At 72.8% G+C, this 18,045-nt stretch carries 16 protein-coding genes; 9 read left to right on the top strand and 7 right to left on the bottom strand.

The window, feature by feature from the left end; genetic code table 11:
• Both E1264_RS12040 and E1264_RS12035 read left to right on the top strand, forming a co-directional pair.
• On the top strand, nt 1–416 hold a 416-nt coding region (locus tag E1264_RS12040), incomplete at its 5' end, for an alpha-glucosidase C-terminal domain-containing protein (RefSeq protein ID WP_207935868.1).
• Nucleotides 417–423: 7 nt separating this feature from the next.
• Entirely contained in the window at nt 424–1,860 is a 1,437-nt protein-coding gene (locus tag E1264_RS12035; RefSeq protein ID WP_132172669.1) for a phosphotransferase, read from the top strand.
• 16 nt (nt 1,861–1,876) lie between these two features.
• Here E1264_RS12035 and E1264_RS12030 read toward each other — a convergent pair whose 3' ends face one another.
• Nucleotides 1,877–2,644, bottom strand: coding sequence for a GntR family transcriptional regulator (locus tag E1264_RS12030; protein WP_243710880.1), 768 nt, complete (start codon nt 2,642–2,644; stop codon nt 1,877–1,879).
• A 202-nt stretch (nt 2,645–2,846) separates the two neighbouring features.
• On the opposite strand from E1264_RS12030, the gene E1264_RS12025 reads away from it, so the two are divergent.
• From E1264_RS12025 to E1264_RS12015, 3 genes are all read left to right on the top strand, one after another.
• Nucleotides 2,847–3,065: a hypothetical protein gene (locus tag E1264_RS12025; protein WP_132172667.1), complete on the top strand. Its 219-nt coding sequence runs from the start codon at nt 2,847–2,849 to the stop codon at nt 3,063–3,065.
• A 352-nt stretch (nt 3,066–3,417) separates the two neighbouring features.
• Nucleotides 3,418–5,649: a 1,4-alpha-glucan branching protein GlgB gene (gene glgB / locus E1264_RS12020; protein ID WP_132172665.1), complete on the top strand. Its 2,232-nt coding sequence runs from the start codon at nt 3,418–3,420 to the stop codon at nt 5,647–5,649.
• Nucleotides 5,650–5,656: 7 nt separating this feature from the next.
• Nucleotides 5,657–6,031 carry an ACT domain-containing protein gene (locus E1264_RS12015; protein WP_132172663.1) on the top strand — a complete coding sequence of 125 codons (375 nt, stop codon included), beginning with the start codon at nt 5,657–5,659 and terminating at the stop codon, nt 6,029–6,031.
• Here E1264_RS12015 and E1264_RS12010 read toward each other — a convergent pair.
• Nucleotides 6,028–6,885, bottom strand: a complete 858-nt coding sequence (locus tag E1264_RS12010; protein WP_132172661.1) for an NUDIX domain-containing protein — start codon at nt 6,883–6,885, stop codon at nt 6,028–6,030. The genes E1264_RS12015 and E1264_RS12010 overlap by 4 nt on opposite strands.
• 119 nt (nt 6,886–7,004) lie before the next feature.
• Between E1264_RS12010 and E1264_RS12005 the strand changes: the two genes are divergently transcribed.
• The 3 genes from E1264_RS12005 to E1264_RS11995 all read left to right on the top strand — a co-directional run bounded on the left by E1264_RS12005 (nt 7,005) and on the right by E1264_RS11995 (nt 9,784).
• A complete protein-coding gene (locus E1264_RS12005; protein ID WP_243710879.1) occupies nt 7,005–7,493 on the top strand; it encodes a PaaI family thioesterase in 489 nt (162 codons plus the stop codon).
• 93 nt (nt 7,494–7,586) lie between these two features.
• Nucleotides 7,587–9,290: a signal peptide peptidase SppA gene (sppA, locus tag E1264_RS12000; protein ID WP_132172659.1), complete on the top strand. Its 1,704-nt coding sequence runs from the start codon at nt 7,587–7,589 to the stop codon at nt 9,288–9,290.
• A complete protein-coding gene (locus E1264_RS11995) occupies nt 9,275–9,784 on the top strand; it encodes a flavin reductase family protein (protein WP_207935869.1) in 510 nt (169 codons plus the stop codon). The genes sppA and E1264_RS11995 overlap by 16 nt, the downstream gene beginning before the upstream one ends.
• A 256-nt stretch (nt 9,785–10,040) precedes the next feature.
• Here the strand turns inward: E1264_RS11995 and hutI are convergent, their stop codons facing one another.
• From hutI to hutH, 5 genes are read right to left on the bottom strand one after another with little or no spacing between them, the layout of a single operon-like run.
• A complete protein-coding gene (gene hutI / locus E1264_RS11990; RefSeq protein ID WP_207935867.1) occupies nt 10,041–11,237 on the bottom strand; it encodes an imidazolonepropionase in 1,197 nt (398 codons plus the stop codon).
• A gap of 5 nt (nt 11,238–11,242) precedes the next feature.
• A complete protein-coding gene (locus E1264_RS11985) occupies nt 11,243–12,595 on the bottom strand; it encodes a formimidoylglutamate deiminase (RefSeq protein WP_132172657.1) in 1,353 nt (450 codons plus the stop codon).
• A 9-nt stretch (nt 12,596–12,604) separates the two neighbouring features.
• Nucleotides 12,605–13,810, bottom strand: a complete 1,206-nt coding sequence (locus E1264_RS11980; RefSeq protein ID WP_243710877.1) for an allantoate amidohydrolase — start codon at nt 13,808–13,810, stop codon at nt 12,605–12,607.
• Complete coding sequence (hutU, locus tag E1264_RS11975) at nt 13,807–15,462, bottom strand: urocanate hydratase (RefSeq protein ID WP_132172655.1); 1,656 nt, start codon at nt 15,460–15,462, stop codon at nt 13,807–13,809. The genes E1264_RS11980 and hutU overlap by 4 nt, the downstream gene beginning before the upstream one ends.
• 38 nt (nt 15,463–15,500) lie before the next feature.
• Entirely contained in the window at nt 15,501–17,045 is a 1,545-nt protein-coding gene (gene hutH / locus E1264_RS11970; RefSeq protein WP_132172653.1) for a histidine ammonia-lyase, read from the bottom strand.
• 279 nt (nt 17,046–17,324) lie between these two features.
• Between hutH and E1264_RS11965 the strand changes: the two genes are divergently transcribed.
• On the top strand, nt 17,325–17,948 hold the full coding sequence (locus E1264_RS11965; RefSeq protein WP_132172651.1) for a DUF4360 domain-containing protein: 624 nt from the start codon (nt 17,325–17,327) through the stop codon (nt 17,946–17,948).
• Nucleotides 17,949–18,045: the final 97 nt, after the last annotated feature.

Here is an 18,045-nt window from a genome sequence, read left to right as displayed (position 1 = left end):
ACGGCTACCAAGCCGTCAACGTCGAAGCCCAAGCCAACAACCCCGGCTCCCTGCTCCACTGGACCCGCAAAATGATCGAAATCCGCCAACGCCACCCCGTCTTCGGCGTCGGCGCCTACGTCGAACTCTCCGCCTCCAACCCCTCCGTCCTCGCCTTCACCCGCGAGATCAACGGCGGGGACGGCAACCAGTGGGGCGGCATGGACACGGTCCTTTGCGTGAACAACCTGTCGCGTTTCCCGCAGCCCGTCGAACTCGACCTCCGCCGGTTCCGGGAATCGACGCCGATCGAATGCATGGGCGGCGTCCAATTCCCCGCCATCGGCGAACTCCCCTACCTGCTCACCCTTCCCGGGCACGGTTTCTACTGGTTCCTGCTGCCGCCGCCCGCGGAGCACCCCCAGGAGAAGGAGTGAGGTAGCCGTGGCGCCGTCCGCCCCTTCCCTCGTCCGGCTGCTGGCCGGCTGGCTGCCCGCGCAGCGATGGTTCGGCGGCAAGGACGGCCCCATCGACGACCTGTCCATCGGCACCGCCACCGAACTCCGCACCGGCGACCCCGCCCTGCACCACCTCATCCTCGACGTCCGCCAGAGCGGCACCGTCGACCGCTACCAGGTACTCCTCGGCGTCCGGCGCGAGCTGCCCGACCCGCTGCGGCATGTCGGGATCGGACGGCTGACCGGCGAGCAGGGGATCGAGGGGCACGTGTACGACGCCGTCCACGACCCGGAGCTGACCCGCCCGCTGCTCGCGCACATGGCGAACGCGAGCACCATCGGCCCCCTCCAGTTCCGCCGCGCGCCCGGCGTCGGCATCCGCACGGAACTGGACGGCGTGCCCGGCACCGCCGAGCAGAGCAACACCTCGCTGATCTTCGGCGACACCCACATCCTCAAGCTCTTCCGCCGCCTGTCCCCCGGCGTCAACCCGGACCTGGAGGTCAACCTCGCGCTCAGCCGCAGGGGCTCCGCGCACGTCCCGGCCGCGCACGGCTGGATCGAGCTGGAACCCGGGACGGACGGCGCCGCGGACGAACCGACCACCCTCGCCCTCCTCTCGGAGTACCTGCCCAGCGGGACGGACGGCTGGCAGCTCGCGCTCACCAGCGTCCGCGACTGGCTGGCGCAGCCCCCGCCGCCGGCCGGGCCCGGAGGCCGGACGTTCACGGCGGGCGACGCGGGCACCGCGGGAGGCGACTTCGCGGCCGAGGCGGAGCGGCTCGGCGCGGCGACCGCCGCCGTGCACCGCGATCTCGCCGCCGCGTTCGGCGTGACCCAGGCGACGGAGGCCCGGGTGCGGGAGACCGTCTACGCGATGAACGAGCAGCTCGACCAGGTCAGCGCCGCCGTCCCGGAGATCCGGCCGCACGCCCACGCGCTCCGCGAGGCGTTCGACGAGGTCGCGGCCGGGGCGCGGGCGCTGCCGGTGCAGCGCGTCCACGGCGACTACCACCTCGGGCAGGTCCTGCGCACCGATACCGGCTGGGTACTGCTCGACTTCGAGGGCGAGCCCGCCCGCACCCCCACCGAACGCCGCGCCCCCGCGCACCCGCTGCGGGACGTCGCCGGGATGCTGCGGTCCTTCGAGTACGCGGCGCGGTTCCTGATCGCGCGGGACGGCGACCTGCCGCCGGGCACCGCCGACGCGCTGGAGCTGCGCGCCCGGGCCTGGGCGGAACGCAACCGGAAGGCGTTCTGCGACGGGTACGCCGCGGCGGGCGGGCCCGACCCCGCCGCGCACGCGGCGCTGGTGCGGGCGTTCGAGTTCGACAAGGCGGTCTACGAGGTCCGGTACGAGGCGCGGAACCGCCCGGCCTGGCTGCCCGTCCCGCTCAGGTCCCTCGCCCACCTCGCCCGCTGACGCGCGGGGCGACGCGTCAGAGGTCGATGGAGTAGTCGAGGACGACCCGGTCGGCGGGCAGCACGATGTCGCGGCAGACCTCCATCACGTCGTCGCGCGACAGCAGCCGCCGCGTGATCGCGAGGACGGGCACGCCGCGGGTCATGCGGAGCGTCTCGGCCTCCTCGGGGGTCGGCATCCGGGAGCGGACGGCCTCCTCGACGCGGGTCGGCGGGCGCCCGAGATAGGCGAGCTGCGCGAGCGTCCCGCCGGGCCACGGCTCGCGGGCCGGGTCGGAGACGGGCGTGTCGCCGACGAGGTCCCACGGCAGGTAGTTGACGGAGATCTGCTGCGGCTCGCCGCGCGAGTAGAAGACGAACCGGCGGCGGAGCAGCTCGGTCCCGGCCGGCAGCTCGAACAGCGCGCCGAGCTCGTCGTCCGCCCGCACCCGGGTGAACAGCCGGTCGAGCCGGTACTCCTCCCAGGTGATCTTCTGGTCGCGGGTGAAGGTGGTCTCGGGAACCGCCATGGGCCTGGTCACGGCGCGGTAGCGATCCATCGCCACCCGGCGCGCGGGCGGGACGACCTTGACGAGCGTGCCGCCGCCGCGGCGCGTCTCGACCAGCCCCTCCCCGCGCAGCAGCGCGACGGCCTGACGTACGACGATCTCCGACACGCCGTGCGTCTCGCACAACTCGGCGATGGTCGGCAGCCGGGTCCCTGGTGGAAGGCTGCCGTCCCGGATCCCCTCTCGCAGCGTGTCGGCGATGCGCAGGTAGGCGGGACGGTCCGGCACCGGCGTCACCTCCCCTTCTTCCGGGCGCGCCATCCGGCCGTTCGAGTTGGCGTTCGACGCGGCGTTCGATCCTGCTCCGCCCCTCCCCTTGATCCATACCTTCTTCGCGCTATCCGCGGGGGCACGGTCCGCTTACGGACAGCTTGACACCTCTCGGCCCGAGTAAGACTTTTGTATACAGAAGAGCGGCCTCGGGGAAAGGACGACCTTGATGGGCGACTTCGATGAACTGAAGGCGGCCATCGAGGAGGAGTTTCCGGGCTGGCAGGTGTGGCGCAGCGACGCGGGGCGCTGGTACGCGACGCGCAGCGGCGACCTCAGCGACGCGCAACTCCAGGCGGGATACGCGATGACGGTGGCCGCCGACGAGCCGGTCGGGCTGCGCCGGCTGCTGATCGACCAGACGCGCGAGGAGCGCGGAGAGAGGTGACGCGGCGTGATGGGGAACGGCGCGGCCCGGTCCGCGAGCGGGGGCGGACCGGGCCGGGGCGTTCCGGTACGGCAGGTACCTCTGTCGCTGAGGTGACACAGGAATGGAGCCCACGGCGGTGGGGTCGATGTCACCGCTGGGGCCAGGTAGACGTGGCCGCACGGGCGGCGCTAATCGGCGCGACCCCCTCGACAAAGAGTCGCGCCGCCCGTGCGGTCGCAACACGCGCCCGCCGCGCCTTCCGGGCCGAGAAGTTCCCGCCATGGGCGTCCCGTCCCGGAAAGTTTCAAGCTCCCGGAAACAGCTTCCCCGCGGACGTGAGATCGGCGAATCTCGGGGCACCAGTCATTGCATGGCACGGGTCACGCGCGCGGAGATCGACCGGCTCGTCGGCGGCGAGCACCACGATCCGCACGGCGTGCTCGGCGCGCATCCGGGCCGCGACGGTGTCACGGTCCGGGCGCTGCGGCCGCTCGCCGAGCGCGTCGAGGTCGTCCTGCCGAGCGGCGACCGGTTTCCGCTCCGCCACTTTCACGAAGGTCTGTTCACCGGGACGCTGCCCGCCGGTGCGTCGCTGGCGGGCGATGACGGCGGTGAGGCGCCCCTCGCCGTCCCCGACTACCGCCTCGCCGTCAGCTACGAGGACGGTGCCGAGACGATCCAGGACGACCCGTACCGGCACCTGCCGACGCTCGGCGAGCTCGACCTGCACCTGATCGGCGAGGGACGGCACGAGGAGCTGTGGCGGGCGCTCGGCGCGCAGGTGCGCGGCTACGCCTCCGCGTTCGGCACGGTCACCGGGACGGCGTTCGCGGTGTGGGCGCCGACGGCGCGCGGCGTGCGCGTGGTCGGCGACTTCAACCACTGGGACGGGCGCGGGCACCCGATGCGGTCGCTCGGCTCCAGCGGGGTCTGGGAGCTGTTCGTCCCCGGCGTCGGCGACGGCACCCGCTACAAGTTCGAGATCCTCGGCGCGGACGGCGTGGTGCGCGCCAAGGCAGACCCCATGGCGCGGTGGACGGAACATCCTCCGGCGACGGCGTCCCGCGTCTTCACCTCGTCCTATGAATGGGGCGACGGCGAATGGATGGACGCCCGCAAGGAGCGCGACTGGCTTCACGAGCCCATGAGCGTGTACGAGGTGCATCTCGGTTCGTGGCGTCCGGGGCTCAGCTATAGGGAACTCGCTGACGAACTGACGGCGTACGTCCGCGAGATGGGTTTCACGCATGTGGAGCTCTTGCCGGTCGCCGAGCATCCGTACGGGCCGTCCTGGGGCTACCAGGTGACGTCCTACTACGCGCCGACCTCGCGGTTCGGCTCCCCCGACGACTTCCGCCACCTGGTCGACCGCCTGCACGAGGCCGGTATCGGCGTCATCATGGACTGGGTCCCCGCCCACTTCCCCAAGGACGAATGGGCGCTGGCCCGGTTCGACGGCACCGCCCTGTACGAGCATCACGACCCGTTGCGCGGCGAGCACCCCGACTGGGGGACGCTGGTGTTCAACTACGGCCGCGCGGAGGTCCGCAACTTCCTGGTGGCGAACGCGTCGTACTGGCTGGAGGAGTTCCACATCGACGGGCTCCGCGTGGACGCCGTCGCCTCCATGCTGTACCTCGACTACTCGCGCAACGAAGGCGAATGGACGCCCAACATCTACGGGGGGCGCGAGAACCTGGAGGCCATCTCGTTCCTCCAGGAGATGAACGCGACGGTCTACAAGCGCAACCCCGGCGTCATGACGGTCGCGGAGGAATCCACGGCGTGGCCCGGCGTTTCGCGCCCGACGCACCTCGGGGGCCTCGGATTCGGGTTCAAGTGGAACATGGGCTGGATGCACGACACGCTCGAATACCTGCGCCACGAGCCCGTGTTCCGGCACTACCACCACAACGAGATCACGTTCTCGCTGGTGTACGCGTTCTCGGAGAACTACGTCCTGCCGCTGTCGCATGACGAGGTCGTCCACGGCAAGGGGTCGCTGCTGAGCAAGATGCCGGGCGACGCGTGGCAGCAGTTCGCGGGGCTGCGCGCGCTCCTCGCCTACATGTGGTCGCATCCCGGCAAGCAACTGCTGTTCATGGGGCAGGAGTTCGGGCAGGGCGCCGAATGGGCGGAGGAGCGCCCGCTCGACTGGTGGCTGCTGGAGAACGCCGCCGAAGGCGCCCACCATCTGGGCATGCAGAGGCTCGTCCGCGACCTGAACCACACCTACCGGGACGAGCCCGCCCTGTGGACGCGCGACAGCGACCATGAGGGCTTCCGCTGGATCGACGGCAACGACGCCGGCGGCAACACCCTCTCCTACCTGCGCTACGGGACGCCGCCCCAAGAGGGCGCCCCGCCCGTCCTGGCGTGCGTCGTCAACTTCGCCGGGAACCCGCACGAGAGCTACCGGCTCGGGCTGCCGGGCGAGGGCGGCTGGCGCGAGATCCTCAACACCGACTCGTTCGAGTACGGCGGCAGCGGCGTCGGCAACCTCGGGCGCATCGAGGCGACCGCCGAACCCTGGCACGGCCTTCCCGCGTCGACGGTGCTGCGCGTCCCGCCCATGGGCGCGGTGTGGCTCGTCCCTGAATAATGGCGGAATGACCACTGCGCAGCGCCTGCACGTCGTCCCGTCCCAGTTCACGGTGGAGCACCTCCCGAACGCGACCTTCCCCGAGGACGACGAGTGGATCGCCCTGGTGCGCGCCCCCGAAGGGCTCACCGTGGTCAGGGACGCGTCACCGTTCGCTGAGACGGAACGCTGGGTCGGCTTCTACGGCGACGCGAGCCATGGGCTCGACACACCGGGAATGCTCGCCGCGGTCGTCGGGCCGCTCGCCGCCGCCGGGATCTCCGTCTTCGTCGCGTCGACCTATCACGCGGACCTCGTCCTCGTCCCCGAGCACCGTCTGAAGGACGCGACCACGGCGCTCAGCGACGCCGGCCACCGGGTGGAGACGCAAGCCCGAGGCTAGAGGCGTTCGAGGAGCCAGCGCGGGCCGGTGACGGCGGCTCCGGCGGCGCGGCAGCGGGCCCTCAGCTCCCGGTCGGCGGTCACCACCAGGTGGACGGTGTCGGGCCGCGCCTCCCGCACGAGTTCCACGATCCGGTCGTCGCCGCTGCCCCGGGCCGCCACGACCCGCACCCCGTTCCCCGGCTCGTCGGCGACGCCCCGTGCCGCGCCCTCCACCACCAGGACGATCTCCGGGAAGCAGCGGTCGAACGGGACGAGCCCGTCCGGGACGCCCTGCACGCCCTCGTTGAGGACCTTCAGGTCGTCGCGGAGCCTGGCGTTCGCGCCCGCCCGGTCCTTCCACCAGCCGTCGGCGCGGGCGCCCACGACGTTCGCCGCGTCCACGATGAGGACGAGCCCCTTCATCGCGTCCTGGAGCCGCGGCCAGGACCGCGCGAACGGCGCGAACAGCTTCCGGCCGGTGACCTCCTCCGCGCGGACCCATTCCGCGCGGCGCGTCTCCCTCGACGCGGGCTCGACGGGAACGTGCTCGGCCAGCGAGCCCATGACGGACGTGAACGACCATCCGCCGTGGTCCTCGACGCTCGTGCCGTGGACGGTCACGGCCCCGACGTCGAGCGTGCACTCCTCGGACGTCTCCCGCAGGGCTCCGGTCACGGCGTCCTCGTGGCTGTGCAGGGCGCCGCCGAACATGCCCCACGTCCCGCCGCCGATCCCCCACCACGCGCGCTGCTGCAGCAGGACCCACAGCACGCCATCGGCGTCGCGGTGGTAGGCGAGCAGGCCGGACGCGCCGAAGCGGCCCCAGTGCGTGTGCCCGAGGTCGCAGTCCGCCCAGCCGTCGCCGTCGCCCATGCGACGACGATATCCGCCGGCCCGCCCGCCCCCGCCGGTGTCCGTGACGAAGGGCACAGCACCGTGCTCGTGATCACCGAATAGCATTCCATTCGTCGACCCGAGCCGAGGGAGCGAAGTTGAGCGTCGAGGCGGGCCCCGAGGCCCACCGGCGGGCCGCCGAACTGTGGAACACGCTGTCGGGCGCGGAGCTGATCCAGGCCATGGCGGACGGCGAGTTCCCCGAGATCTCCGACGTCAACCAGTACATCGGGCAGGTCCTGGTCTCCGCCGGGCCCGGCCGGGTGGTCATCTCCTGGACGCCGTCCGAGAAGCTCTGCAACCCCGGCGGCACCGTGCACGGCGGCTACATCGCCATGATCCTCGACAACGCGGTGTGCCTCGCCGCGACGAGCACCTGCGAGCACTTCATGCCGATGCTGACGCTGAACCTCAACGTCGACTACCTGCGCGCCGTCCGGGCGGGCGAGACGTACACGGTCACCGGGACGTGCGTGCATCCCGGCAGCACCCGCATGGTGTCAAACGGCGTGGTCGCCGACGCGTGCGGGCGCACGCTGGCGCAGGCGTCCGCGAGCGTGATCCCGAACAAGGCCTTCGCACGCTGACCGCCCGCCACGGCCGGCCGCGGGCCGCCGCGGCCCGCCCGGCGGGACGGCGGGCCCGGGGAGGACCGCGTCCGAACGCATAGGCTGGGCCCCATGGTGGATCCCGGCAACGTCGTCAACGTCATCAAACAGGCCCGCGACCGGCGGACGGCCCCGCTGATCCTCGAACTCGACCTCACCGAGGGGATCGTCGAGGTCGCGCCGTCTGACCCGATCTCGGCGATCATGTCCATGCGCCGGACGAACCTGCGCGACGTCCTCGACGGCCTGCGCCGCGCCCGCTCCGACACCCGCGTGCGCGCCCTCGTCGTAAAGGTGTCCGGCGGGATCGGGCTGGCGCTCGTCCAGGAACTGCGCGAGGCCGTCCAGGCCCTGCGGGACGCCGGCAAGCTCACCGTCGCGTGGGCGGAGACGTTCGGCGAGGGCGGGCGCGGCACCGTGCCGTTCTACCTCGCCACCGGGTTCGACAAGGTGTACCTGCAGCCCACCGGCGAGGTCGGGCTGACCGGCGTCGCGATCGAGGAGCCGTTCCTCGCGGGCGCGCTGGAGAAGGCGGGCGTGCAGCCGAGGTTCGCCAAGCGGCACGAGTACAAGACCATGGCGAACACCTTCATGGAGAAGGCGTACACGCCGGAGCACGAGGAGTCGTCGCGCCGCCTGGTCGACTCGCTCGGGGAGCAGATCACCGCGGGGATCGCCGCCGGGCGCGGCCTCCCGGAGGACAAGGTCCGCGAGCTCACCGACCGCGGCCCGCTCCTCGCCGACGAGGCGCTGGAGGAGAACCTCGTCGACCGGCTCGGCTACCGCGACGAGGTGTACGCCGACCTGCGCGCCGAGTTCGGCGAGGAGGCGCAGCTTCGCTACGTGTCCCGCTACAACCGCGCGCACGGCCTGGCGGCCCGGCTCCCGCAGCCCGGCCGGCAGGACGCCGTCGCGCTGATCAACGGGCACGGCCCGATCCGGCTCGGCCGCAGCGGCCGGGGCGGCCCGTTCCCGAACTCCGGTCCCGCGATGGGCTCGGACACGATCGGCGCCGCGTTCCGCGCCGCCGTGAAGGACGACCGGGTCAAGGCGATCGTGTTCCGCGTCAACAGCCCGGGCGGCTCCGCCGTCGCGTCCGACACGATCTGGCGGGAGGTGGTGCTGGCCCGCCGCGCCGGCAAGCCCGTGATCGTGTCGATGGGCAACGTCGCGGCGTCCGGCGGGTACTACGTGTCGGCCGCCGCCGACACGATCGTCGCGCAGCCGGGCACGCTCACCGGCTCGATCGGCGTCGTCGCCGGGAAGGCGCTGGTGAACGGGCTCCTCGACCGGATCGGGATCGGCCTCGGCAGCGTCGCGGACGGCGACCACGCCCGCATGTTCAGCGCCACGAAGGACTTCAGCGAGTCCGAGTGGGAGCGGGTCAACGCGTCCCTCGACAAGATCTACGACGACTTTACCGCGCGGGTCGCGGAGGGGCGCGGGCTGTCCCGCGAGCGCGTCCACGAGCTGGCCAGGGGCCGCGTCTGGACGGGCGCCGACGCCAAGGAGCGCGGCCTCGTCGACGAGCTCGGCGGCATCGACCTGGCGCTCGACCTGGCCCGCAAGAAGTCCGGCCTCGCCGCCGACGCCCCGGTCCGGGTGTACCCGCACACCTCGCCGCTGGATCGGCTCCGCCCGCCGGAGTCCAGCGAGGACCGCACGGCCGCGTCCGCCCGCTTCGACGCCTGGGGCTCGCTCGGCGGCCTCGCCGCCCGGCTCGGCCTGCCCGCCGCCGGACCGCTGACGCTGCCGGGCACCTGGGAGATCCGCTGACCGCCGGCACCGACTTCGTCGAGGCGGTCGCGAGCTTCGCCACGGGCGTGGTGGTGCTGACCGTCCGCGACGGCCGCGACGACCTCGGCACGACGGTGACGTCGTTCATGTCGGTGTCGCTCGAACCGCCGCTGGTGGTCGCGAGCGTGGCGACGTCGTCGTACCTGACGGAGGTTCTGGGGCGGCGGGAGCGCTGGGCCGCGACCGTGCTGTCGTCCGGGCAGCGCGCGCTGGCCGGGCGGTTCGCCGCCGAAGGGCGCCCGAGCGCCCGCATCCTCCTCGCGAGCGCGCCGCACCACCGCGGTGACCGTTCCGGCGCCCTCATCCCGGAGTCGGGCCTCGCCGCACTCGAATGCGAGACCCGCCAGACCGTCACGGCGGGCGACCACACCCTGTTCATCGCCGAGGTCCTCGCCGCCGACTACATCGCCCGCGACGAGAAACCCCTGATCAGGGTCAACCGCCGCTACCTCGACCCCGGCCGGCCCGGCTGAGGTCAGCGGATCAGCAGCGGGCTCCCCGTCACCTTGAGCATGCCGCCGGGCCGGACCGCCCGCACCGTCCCGTCGAGATGCTCGACGGTCACCGGACGCGCCCCGGCGGACGTCCAAGCCTCGCCCTCGTGCGCCCACCGGATGAAGGCGGTGTCCCGGCGGGGCTGTGGAAGACGAAAGGGGTCTGGACGAAGATCCGCAACAACGAGACGGCGTCGTGCGGGACCGACATCGGTTTCGGCATCCTCGTCCACCCTCACGAGCGGAGTTCCACCCGGCGGCCGGCCTTCCAGACGGCGGCGGTCTGGGGGACGCCGGGGCGGTAGGCGAGGTGGATGTGGGACGGGGCGTCCAGCACGTGGACGTCCGCGCGCGCGCCGACTCCCAGGTGGCCGACGTCGGTGCGGCGGAGCGCTCGGGCGCCGCCCGCCGTCGCGGACCAGACGGCCTCGGCGGGCGTCATGTGCATGTCGCGGACGGCGACGGCGACGCAGAACGCCATGCTGGAGCTGTAGCAGGAGCCGGGGTTGCAGTCGCTGGCGAGCGCCACGGTCGCGCCCGCGTCCAGGAGGCGGCGCGCGTCGGGGTAGGGCTGGCGGGTGGAGAACTCGACGCCCGGCAGGAGCGTCGCGACCGTGCGGGACGACGCCAGCGCGTCCACGTCGGCGTCGCCGAGGAAGGTGCAGTGGTCGGCGGACGCGGCGTCCACCTCGACGGCGACCTGCACGCCGGGGCCCTCGGTGAGCTGGTTCGCGTGGACGCGGGGGCGCAGCCCCGCCGCGACGCCCGCCTTCAGGATCTCGCGGGCGTGGTCGGCGTCGAAGGCTCCCCGCTCGCAGAACACGTCCACCCAGCGGGCGTGGGGTGCGCACACCGCGAGCATGTCGGTGGCGGCGAGGCGCGCGTAGCCCGCGGTGTCGCCCTTGTACTCGGTGGGGACGACGTGCGCGCCGAGGTAGGTGACCTCGTCAGCGAACTCCGCCGCGATGCGGACGGCGCGCTCCTCCTGCTCGACCGTCAGCCCGTACCCGGACTTGCATTCGACGGTCGTCGTGCCCTGGCGGGCCATCTCGCCGATGAGGCGGCGGACGGTGGCGCGCAGGTCGTCGTCGGAGGCGACGCGGGTGCGGTCCACGGTCGTGCGGATGCCGCCGCCGTCGTACTTCTGGCCGCTCATCCGGGCGGCGAACTCCTCGGCGCGCTCACCGGCGAAGACGAGGTGCGCGTGGGAGTCGACGAACCCGGGGAGGACGGCGCGTCCGGCGGCGTCGAACGAGGCGTCGGCGGCGGGCGCCCCGGCGCCCGGGCCCGTCCAGGCGACCTTGCCGTCCTCGATCACCAGCGCGGCGTCGCGCAGGATGCCGAGGCCGGTGCCGGTGGCGGGATCGTTGGTGACCAGCTCTCCGATGTTCGTGATGAGGGTGCTCACCCTGGGCAGGGTCTCACGTGGCATTCGCGTCACTCCGGGTCGGGTGCGGTGACGGCGGCCATGGCCTCGGCGAGCGCGCCGGGCACGTCGTCGATCAGCAGGTGCCGCCCGTCGTGGACGATCTGCCGCCCCGACACCACCACATGCCGGACGTCGGCGGCCGTCGCCGCGAACACGGCGGCCTCGGCGGCGTACCCGTCGCTTCCGGCGGTGCGGACGGAGTCGAGCGCGACGGTGACGAGGTCCGCGTACGCGCCGGGTTCCAGCCGTCCGGCCTCCGGCCAGCCGAGCCCGTAGTGGCCGTTGGACGTGGCCGCGGCGAGCAGTTCCCCGGCCGTCCAGTGGCCGCGGACGCGGGTGCGGAGCCGCTCGTCCAGCTCGACCGCGCGGGCCTCCTCGAACAGGTCGATGACGGCGTGCTGGTCGGAGCCGAGGCAGACCGGCGAACCGGCGTTCGCGAGGTCGCGGGCCGGGCCGATGCCGTCGGCGAGGTCCCGCTCGGTGGTCGGGCACATGCACACGCCGGTCATCGTCGTCCCGAGGAGGCCGATGTCCTCGCCGGTGAGATGCGTCGCGTGGACGGCCGTGGTCAGCGCACCCAAGGCGCCCGACTCGGCGAGCAGGCGGGTCGGGGTCATGCCGTAGGCGTCCAGGCACGCCTCGTTCTCGGCGGGCTGCTCGGACAGGTGGACGTGCAGCGGCGCGCGGTGCTCCTTCGCCCACGACGCGACCGCGCTGAGCTGCTCCCGCGGCACCGCCCGGACGGAGTGGATGGCGGCGCCGACGCGGGCGTGGAGCCGTCCCGCCTTGCCGGTCTCCTCGTGCAGGCTGCCGACGCGGCGAACCCAGTTCCCGGCGGTGCCGTCACCGAAGCGGAGCTGCGGGCCCTTGAGCGGCTCGCCGATGCCGCCCGCGAGGTAGCAGGTGTCGAGGAGCGTGATCCGGACGCCCGCGTCCGCGGCGGCGGCGATCAGCGCCTCGCCCATCGCGTTCGGCTCGTCGTAGGGGTCGCCGCCCGGCCGGTGGTGCAGGTAGTGGAACTCGCCGACGCAGCTGATCCCGGCGAGGGCCATCTCCGCGTAGACGGCGGCGGCGAGCGCGCGGTAGGAGCCGGGATCGAGGCGGTCGGCGACCTTGTACATGGTTTCGCGCCACGTCCAGAAAGTGCCGGAGTGGGCCTGGACGCGGGAGCGGAGCGCGCGGTGGAAGGCGTGCGAGTGCGCGTTGGCGAGGCCCGGCAGCGTCAGGCCGGGCAGGCGCTGCGCGGTGTCCGGGGCGGGGACGCCGGGCGCGACGCGCGTGATCCGCTCGCCGTCGGCCTCGATGAGCACGTCGGCCGCCACGCCGTCTCCGAGCCAGGCCAGCTGTGCATGCCATTGCATACCGAATCCTTACCCGCAGGCCAGATCGTCCAGTACCGCCGCGAGGGCTTCGACCCCGGCCAGGCAGTCCGGGAGTTCGGCGTACTCGGCGGGCGCGTGCGAGACCCCGGTCGGGTTGCGGACGAACAGCATCGCCGCCGGAAGCCGCGCCGACAGGACGCCCGCGTCGTGCCCAGCGCCGGTCGGCAGGACGGGGACGCCGCCCAGCGTCGCGCCGATCCGGTCGCGGAGGGCGTGGTCGAAGTCGACGATCTCCGAATAGGACTCCTCGGCGAGATCGACGCTCACCCGGTGCGGGCGGGCGGCGACGCGGGCGGCCTCGTCCACCTCCGCGACCGTCCGCCGGACGGCGTCGTCCTCCGGCCCGCGCGCGTCCAGCCAGCCGGTCACGGACGAGGCGATCGCGTTCACCCCGCCCGGCACGACCCGCACCTTCCCGACCGTCGCGACGGTGCCGTTCCGCTCGGCCGCCTCCCGCGCGGCGATGACCATGGCGGCGAACGGGAGCATGGGGTCGCGCCGGTCGGGCAGCCCGGTCGTCCCGGCGTGGTTGCCCTCGCCCGCGAAGTCGAACCGCCACCGCCCGTGCGGCACGATCGCGCTCGCGACCCCGACCGGCTCCTCCAGCGCCCGGCCCTGCTCGACGTGCAGCTCGACCAGGCATCCGATGCGGCCGAGCAGGTCGTCGTCGGGGCCGATCGCCTCCGGGTCGAATCCGGCGTTGTGCAGGACCTCGGCGAACGTGCGGCCGTCCGCGTCCGTCAGGCCGCGGGCCCGCGCCGGGTCGATCGCCCCGGACAGCAGCCGCGACCCGAGGCACGCGACCCCGAACCGCGCGCCCTCCTCCTCGGCGAACGCCGCGATCCCGATCGGCCGCGTTGTCTCCGCGCCCCGCTCGCGGAGGAGGTCGACGGCGGCGAACGCGGACACGATGCCGAGCGGCCCGTCGAACGCGCCGCCGCCCGGCACCGAGTCCAGGTGGCTCCCGGTCAGGACGGCGTCGCCGCGCGTCCCATCGCCCGGGAGCCACCAGGCGATCATGTTGCCGTTGGCGTCGTGCTCGACGTCCAGGTCGCGGCGGCGCGCCTCGTCCAGGAACCAGGCGCGGCATTCGAGCTCGGGCGGCGTCCACGCGAACCGGTGGTAGCCGCCGGTCGGCTCGTCCCGGCCGACCGGCAGCAGCGCCGCCCACATCTCCTCGAAGCTCGTGCTCATGCTTGCATCGGGATGCGCACGCCCCGCTCCGCGGCGACCTCCTCGGCGCGCTCGTAGCCCGCGTCGACGTGCCGCATGACGCCCGTCCCCGGGTCGTTGGTCAGGACGCGCCGCAGCTTCTCGCCGGCGAGGGCCGTCCCGTCCGCGACGCAGACCTGGCCCGCGTGGATGGAGCGGCCGATCCCGACGCCGCCGCCGTGGTGGATGGACACCCACGTCGCGCCGGACGACGCGTTCAGCATCGCGTTCAGCAGCGGCCAGTCGGCGATCGCGTCCGACCCGTCCTTCATGCCCTCGGTCTCCCGGTACGGGCTCGCGACCGACCCGCAGTCGAGATGGTCGCGGCCGAGCACGATCGGCGCGCTGATCTCGCCGCGCGCGACGAGGTCGTTGAACACCTCGCCCGCCTTGTCGCGCTCGCCGTAGCCGAGCCAGCAGATCCGCGACGGCAGGCCCTGGAAGTGGACCTTCTCCCGCGCCATCCTGATCCACCTGCTCAGCGGCTCGTTGTCCGGGAACAGGTCGAGGATCGCCTGGTCGGTGCGGGCGATGTCCGCCGGGTCGCCGGACAGCGCCGCCCACCGGAACGGGCCCTTGCCCTCGCAGAACAGCGGGCGGATGTAGGCGGGCACGAACCCCGGGAACTCGAACGCGCGCGTGTAACCGGCGAGCTGCGCCTCTCCGCGGATGGAGTTGCCGTAGTCGAAGACCTCGGCGCCCGCGTCCTGGAACCCGACCATCGCCTCGACGTGCGCGGCCATCGACGTCCGGGCCCGGTCGATGAACGCGGCCGGGTCCTTGTCGCGCTCGGCGGCCATGTCGCCGAACTCGACGCCGCGCGGCAGGTAGGCCAGCGGGTCGTGCGCGCTGGTCTGGTCGGTGACGATGTCGATCGGCGCGCCCCGGCGCAGCAGCTCCGGAACGAGGTCGGCGGCGTTCCCGAGCACCGCGATCGACAGCGCGCGCCGCTCCGCCTTCGCCTCCTCCGCGAGCCGCAGCGCCTCGTCCAGGCTCGCGGCCTCGACGTCGCAGTACCGGTGCTGGACGCGCCGCTCGATCCGGGACGGGTCGCACTCGACGCAGATCGCGACGCCGCCGTTCATCGTCACGGCGAGCGGCTGCGCGCCGCCCATCCCGCCGAGCCCGGCGGTCAGCGTGATCGTCCCGGCGAGCGAGCCGCCGAACCGCTTCTCCGCGACGGCCGCGAACGTCTCGTAGGTGCCCTGGAGGATGCCCTGCGTCCCGATGTAGATCCACGACCCGGCGGTCATCTGCCCGAACATGGTCAGGCCGAGCGACTCCAGGCGGCGGAACTCCTCCCACGTCCCCCACTGCGGCACCAGGTTCGAGTTCGCGATCAGCACGCGGGGGGCCCACTCGTGCGTCCGGAAGATCCCGACCGGCTTGCCGGACTGGACGAGCAGCGTCTCGTCCCCCTCCAGATCCGCCAGCGATCTGATGATGCCGTCGAACGCGTCCCAGCTCCGGGCCGCCTTCCCTGACCCGCCGTAGACGACCAGCTCGTCGGGGTGCTCGGCGACCTCGGGGTCGAGGTTGTTCTGGATCATGCGCAGGGCGGCCTCCTGCGGCCAGCCCTTGGCGGCGGTCAGCGACGTGCCGCGCGGCGCGCGGACGGGACGTGGACCTGACATCTCGGCTCCTTCGTGAGAGCGGATTCGGAAGGGCTCGTTCAGCTGAGCGGGCCGGTGACGGTTTCGGCGGCGGCGACCAGGGAGCCGTCCCGGACCATCTCGGTCGCGGCGGCGATCTCGGGCGCGAGGTAGCGGTCCGGGCCCGGCGGCGGGACGGCCTCCCGCAACCTCGCGACGACCGCGGCGGTCGCCGGCCCGGGACGCAGCGGGGTGCGCAGGTCGAGGGCCCGCGCGGCGGTGAGAATCTCGATGGCGATGACCTGCGCGAGCCCCTCCACGGAGCGGCGCAGCTTGCGGGCCGCGTTCCAGCCCATCGACACGTGGTCCTCCTGCATGGCCGAGCTCGGGATGGAGTCGGCGCTCGCGGGCGCGGCGCGGCGCTTCAGATCCGACACGATCCCCGCCTGCGTGTACTGCGCGATCATGTGCCCGGAGTCGACGCCGGGGTCGTCGGCGAGGAAGGCGGGCAGCCCGTAGGAGCGTCCCTTGTCGAGCATCCGGTCGGTGCGGCGCTCCGACATCGACGCGACGTCCGCCGCGGGAACGGCGAGGAAATCGAGCACGTAGGCGATGGGGGCGCCATGGAAGTTGCCGTTGGACTCGACCCGCCCGTCCGGCAGCACCACGGGGTTGTCGATGGCGGACGCCAGTTCCCTCCCGGCCACCAGTTCGGCATGGGCGAGCGTGTCGCGGGCGGCCCCGTTGACCTGCGGGGCGCAGCGCAGCGAGTAGGCGTCCTGGACCCGCGTGCAGTCGGGCCCGCGATGCGACTCCATGATCTCGGAGTCGCCGAGCAGCGCCCGCAGGTTCGCGGCCGACGCCGCCTGCCCCGGATGCGGCCGCAGCTCCTGGAGGTCGGCGGCGAAGACGCGGTCGGTGCCCAACAGGGCCTCGACGGTCATCGCGGCGGCCACGTCCGCGGCCGTGAGGAGGCTTCGCAGGTCCTCTATGGCGAGGACGAGCATGCCGAGCATGCCGTCCGTCCCGTTCAGGAGGGCGAGCCCCTCCTTGGCGCCCAGCGTGACCGGCGCGATCCCGGCCTCCTCCAATGCCTGGGCGGACGGTTTGAGCACCCCGCCGGCGTCCCTGGCCGATCCTTCGCCGATCAACGCCAGCGCCACATGCGCGAGCGGCGCGAGATCCCCGGAACAGCCGAGGCTTCCGTGCTCGAAGACCTGGGGGGTGATCCCGGCGTTGAGGAGCGCGGCCAGCGTCCGCGCCGTGGCGGGCTGGACCCCGGTGCGTCCGGTGGCGAGCGTCCGCAGCCTGAGCAGCATCAGCGTCCGGACGACCTCCCGCTCGATCTCCGGCCCCGACCCCGCCGCGTGCGACCGGACGATGTTCAGCTGCAACTGCGCCCGCATCTCCGGGGCGATGTGCCGGGTGGCGAGCGCCCCGAACCCGGTGGAGACGCCGTAGACGGGCGTCGGGCGCGCGGACAGCTCCTCGATGTGAGCCCGCGACTCACCCATCAGCTTCAGCGCCTCGTCGGTCAGCGCGACCTTGGCCCCGCCCCGCGCCACGGCGGCGACCTGCGCGAAGCCGAGCGGTTCCGGCCCGACCCGCACACCGTTGACCCCCATGTCAAAGCTCATACCCACCATTCCAGCGCCTCGCGGGCCGCTGGACGAGGGCCCGCCCGGCGAAGGTGTCTCAGATACGAGACACCGCCGCCTCCCCCGGTCCGGCCGGGCGCCGACTCGATCATCTCCGCGTTGAACGCGATAACAGAAGAGAAATTCACCATTGCATCCGAATTTCAGTGAAATTAATCTTGATGGGGTTCCGGGTCGCGGTGAAAGCGGCAGCCGCACCGGCCGCAGGCAATCCCCTGACCAATCCCCTCACCAGGAAGTCCGCACATGACGCATCCCAGAACCAGGGCGACCGCGATACTGAGCGTCGCTCTGGCCTCACTCGCCCTGACTTTCGCGCCCGCATCCGCGGCGCCGGCACCTCCTGCCCCCATCACCCCCGCGGTCGAAATCGCGACCCTCGTCGGCTCGGGATGCCCGCCAGGGACCGTCACCGCCACCCCCGTGCCGGACGGTTTCACCATCAAATACAGCGGCTATACGGCCAGGACCGGCGGCGACGCCAAACCGACGGACGCCCGCAAGAACTGCCAGGTCGCTTTGAAGGTCACCGTCCCGGAGGGCCTCACATACACGGTGGAAAGGGTGGACTTCCACGGCTCCGGCCACCTGGAGCCCGCGGCGACCGGTACCGTCAAATCCCTGTTCTATTTCTCGGGATCTCCGTCGACCGGCCCCATCAGGAGAGAGATTCGCGGCCCACTCGCAGGGGAATGGCGGCTCACCGAGAGACTGATTCAGCTCCTCTGGCCGGGTTGCGGCGAAGAGCGGAATCTCAATCTCAACACCGAACTGCGCGTGACGGCCCCCGACACGTCCAAGCCGAACTCCTTCGGCCTGAACTCCGACCTCAGGACGTCCTACCACCTCGGCTGGAAGACCTGTCCATGACGTGAGCCCGCGCCGTGCAGGCGGGCGACCCCGGCGGAGCCCGGAGGCAGCCGGTGGAGCGGGGCCGGGCCGGGGGCGTCCGTCTCAGATACGAGAC

It is taken from the genome of Actinomadura sp. KC216, from assembly GCF_004348535.1.
GTDB lineage: Bacteria > Actinomycetota > Actinomycetes > Streptosporangiales > Streptosporangiaceae > Spirillospora.
The sequence above is the reverse complement of the archived record's forward strand: the minus strand, read 5'-3'. Positions and strand labels throughout refer to the sequence as shown.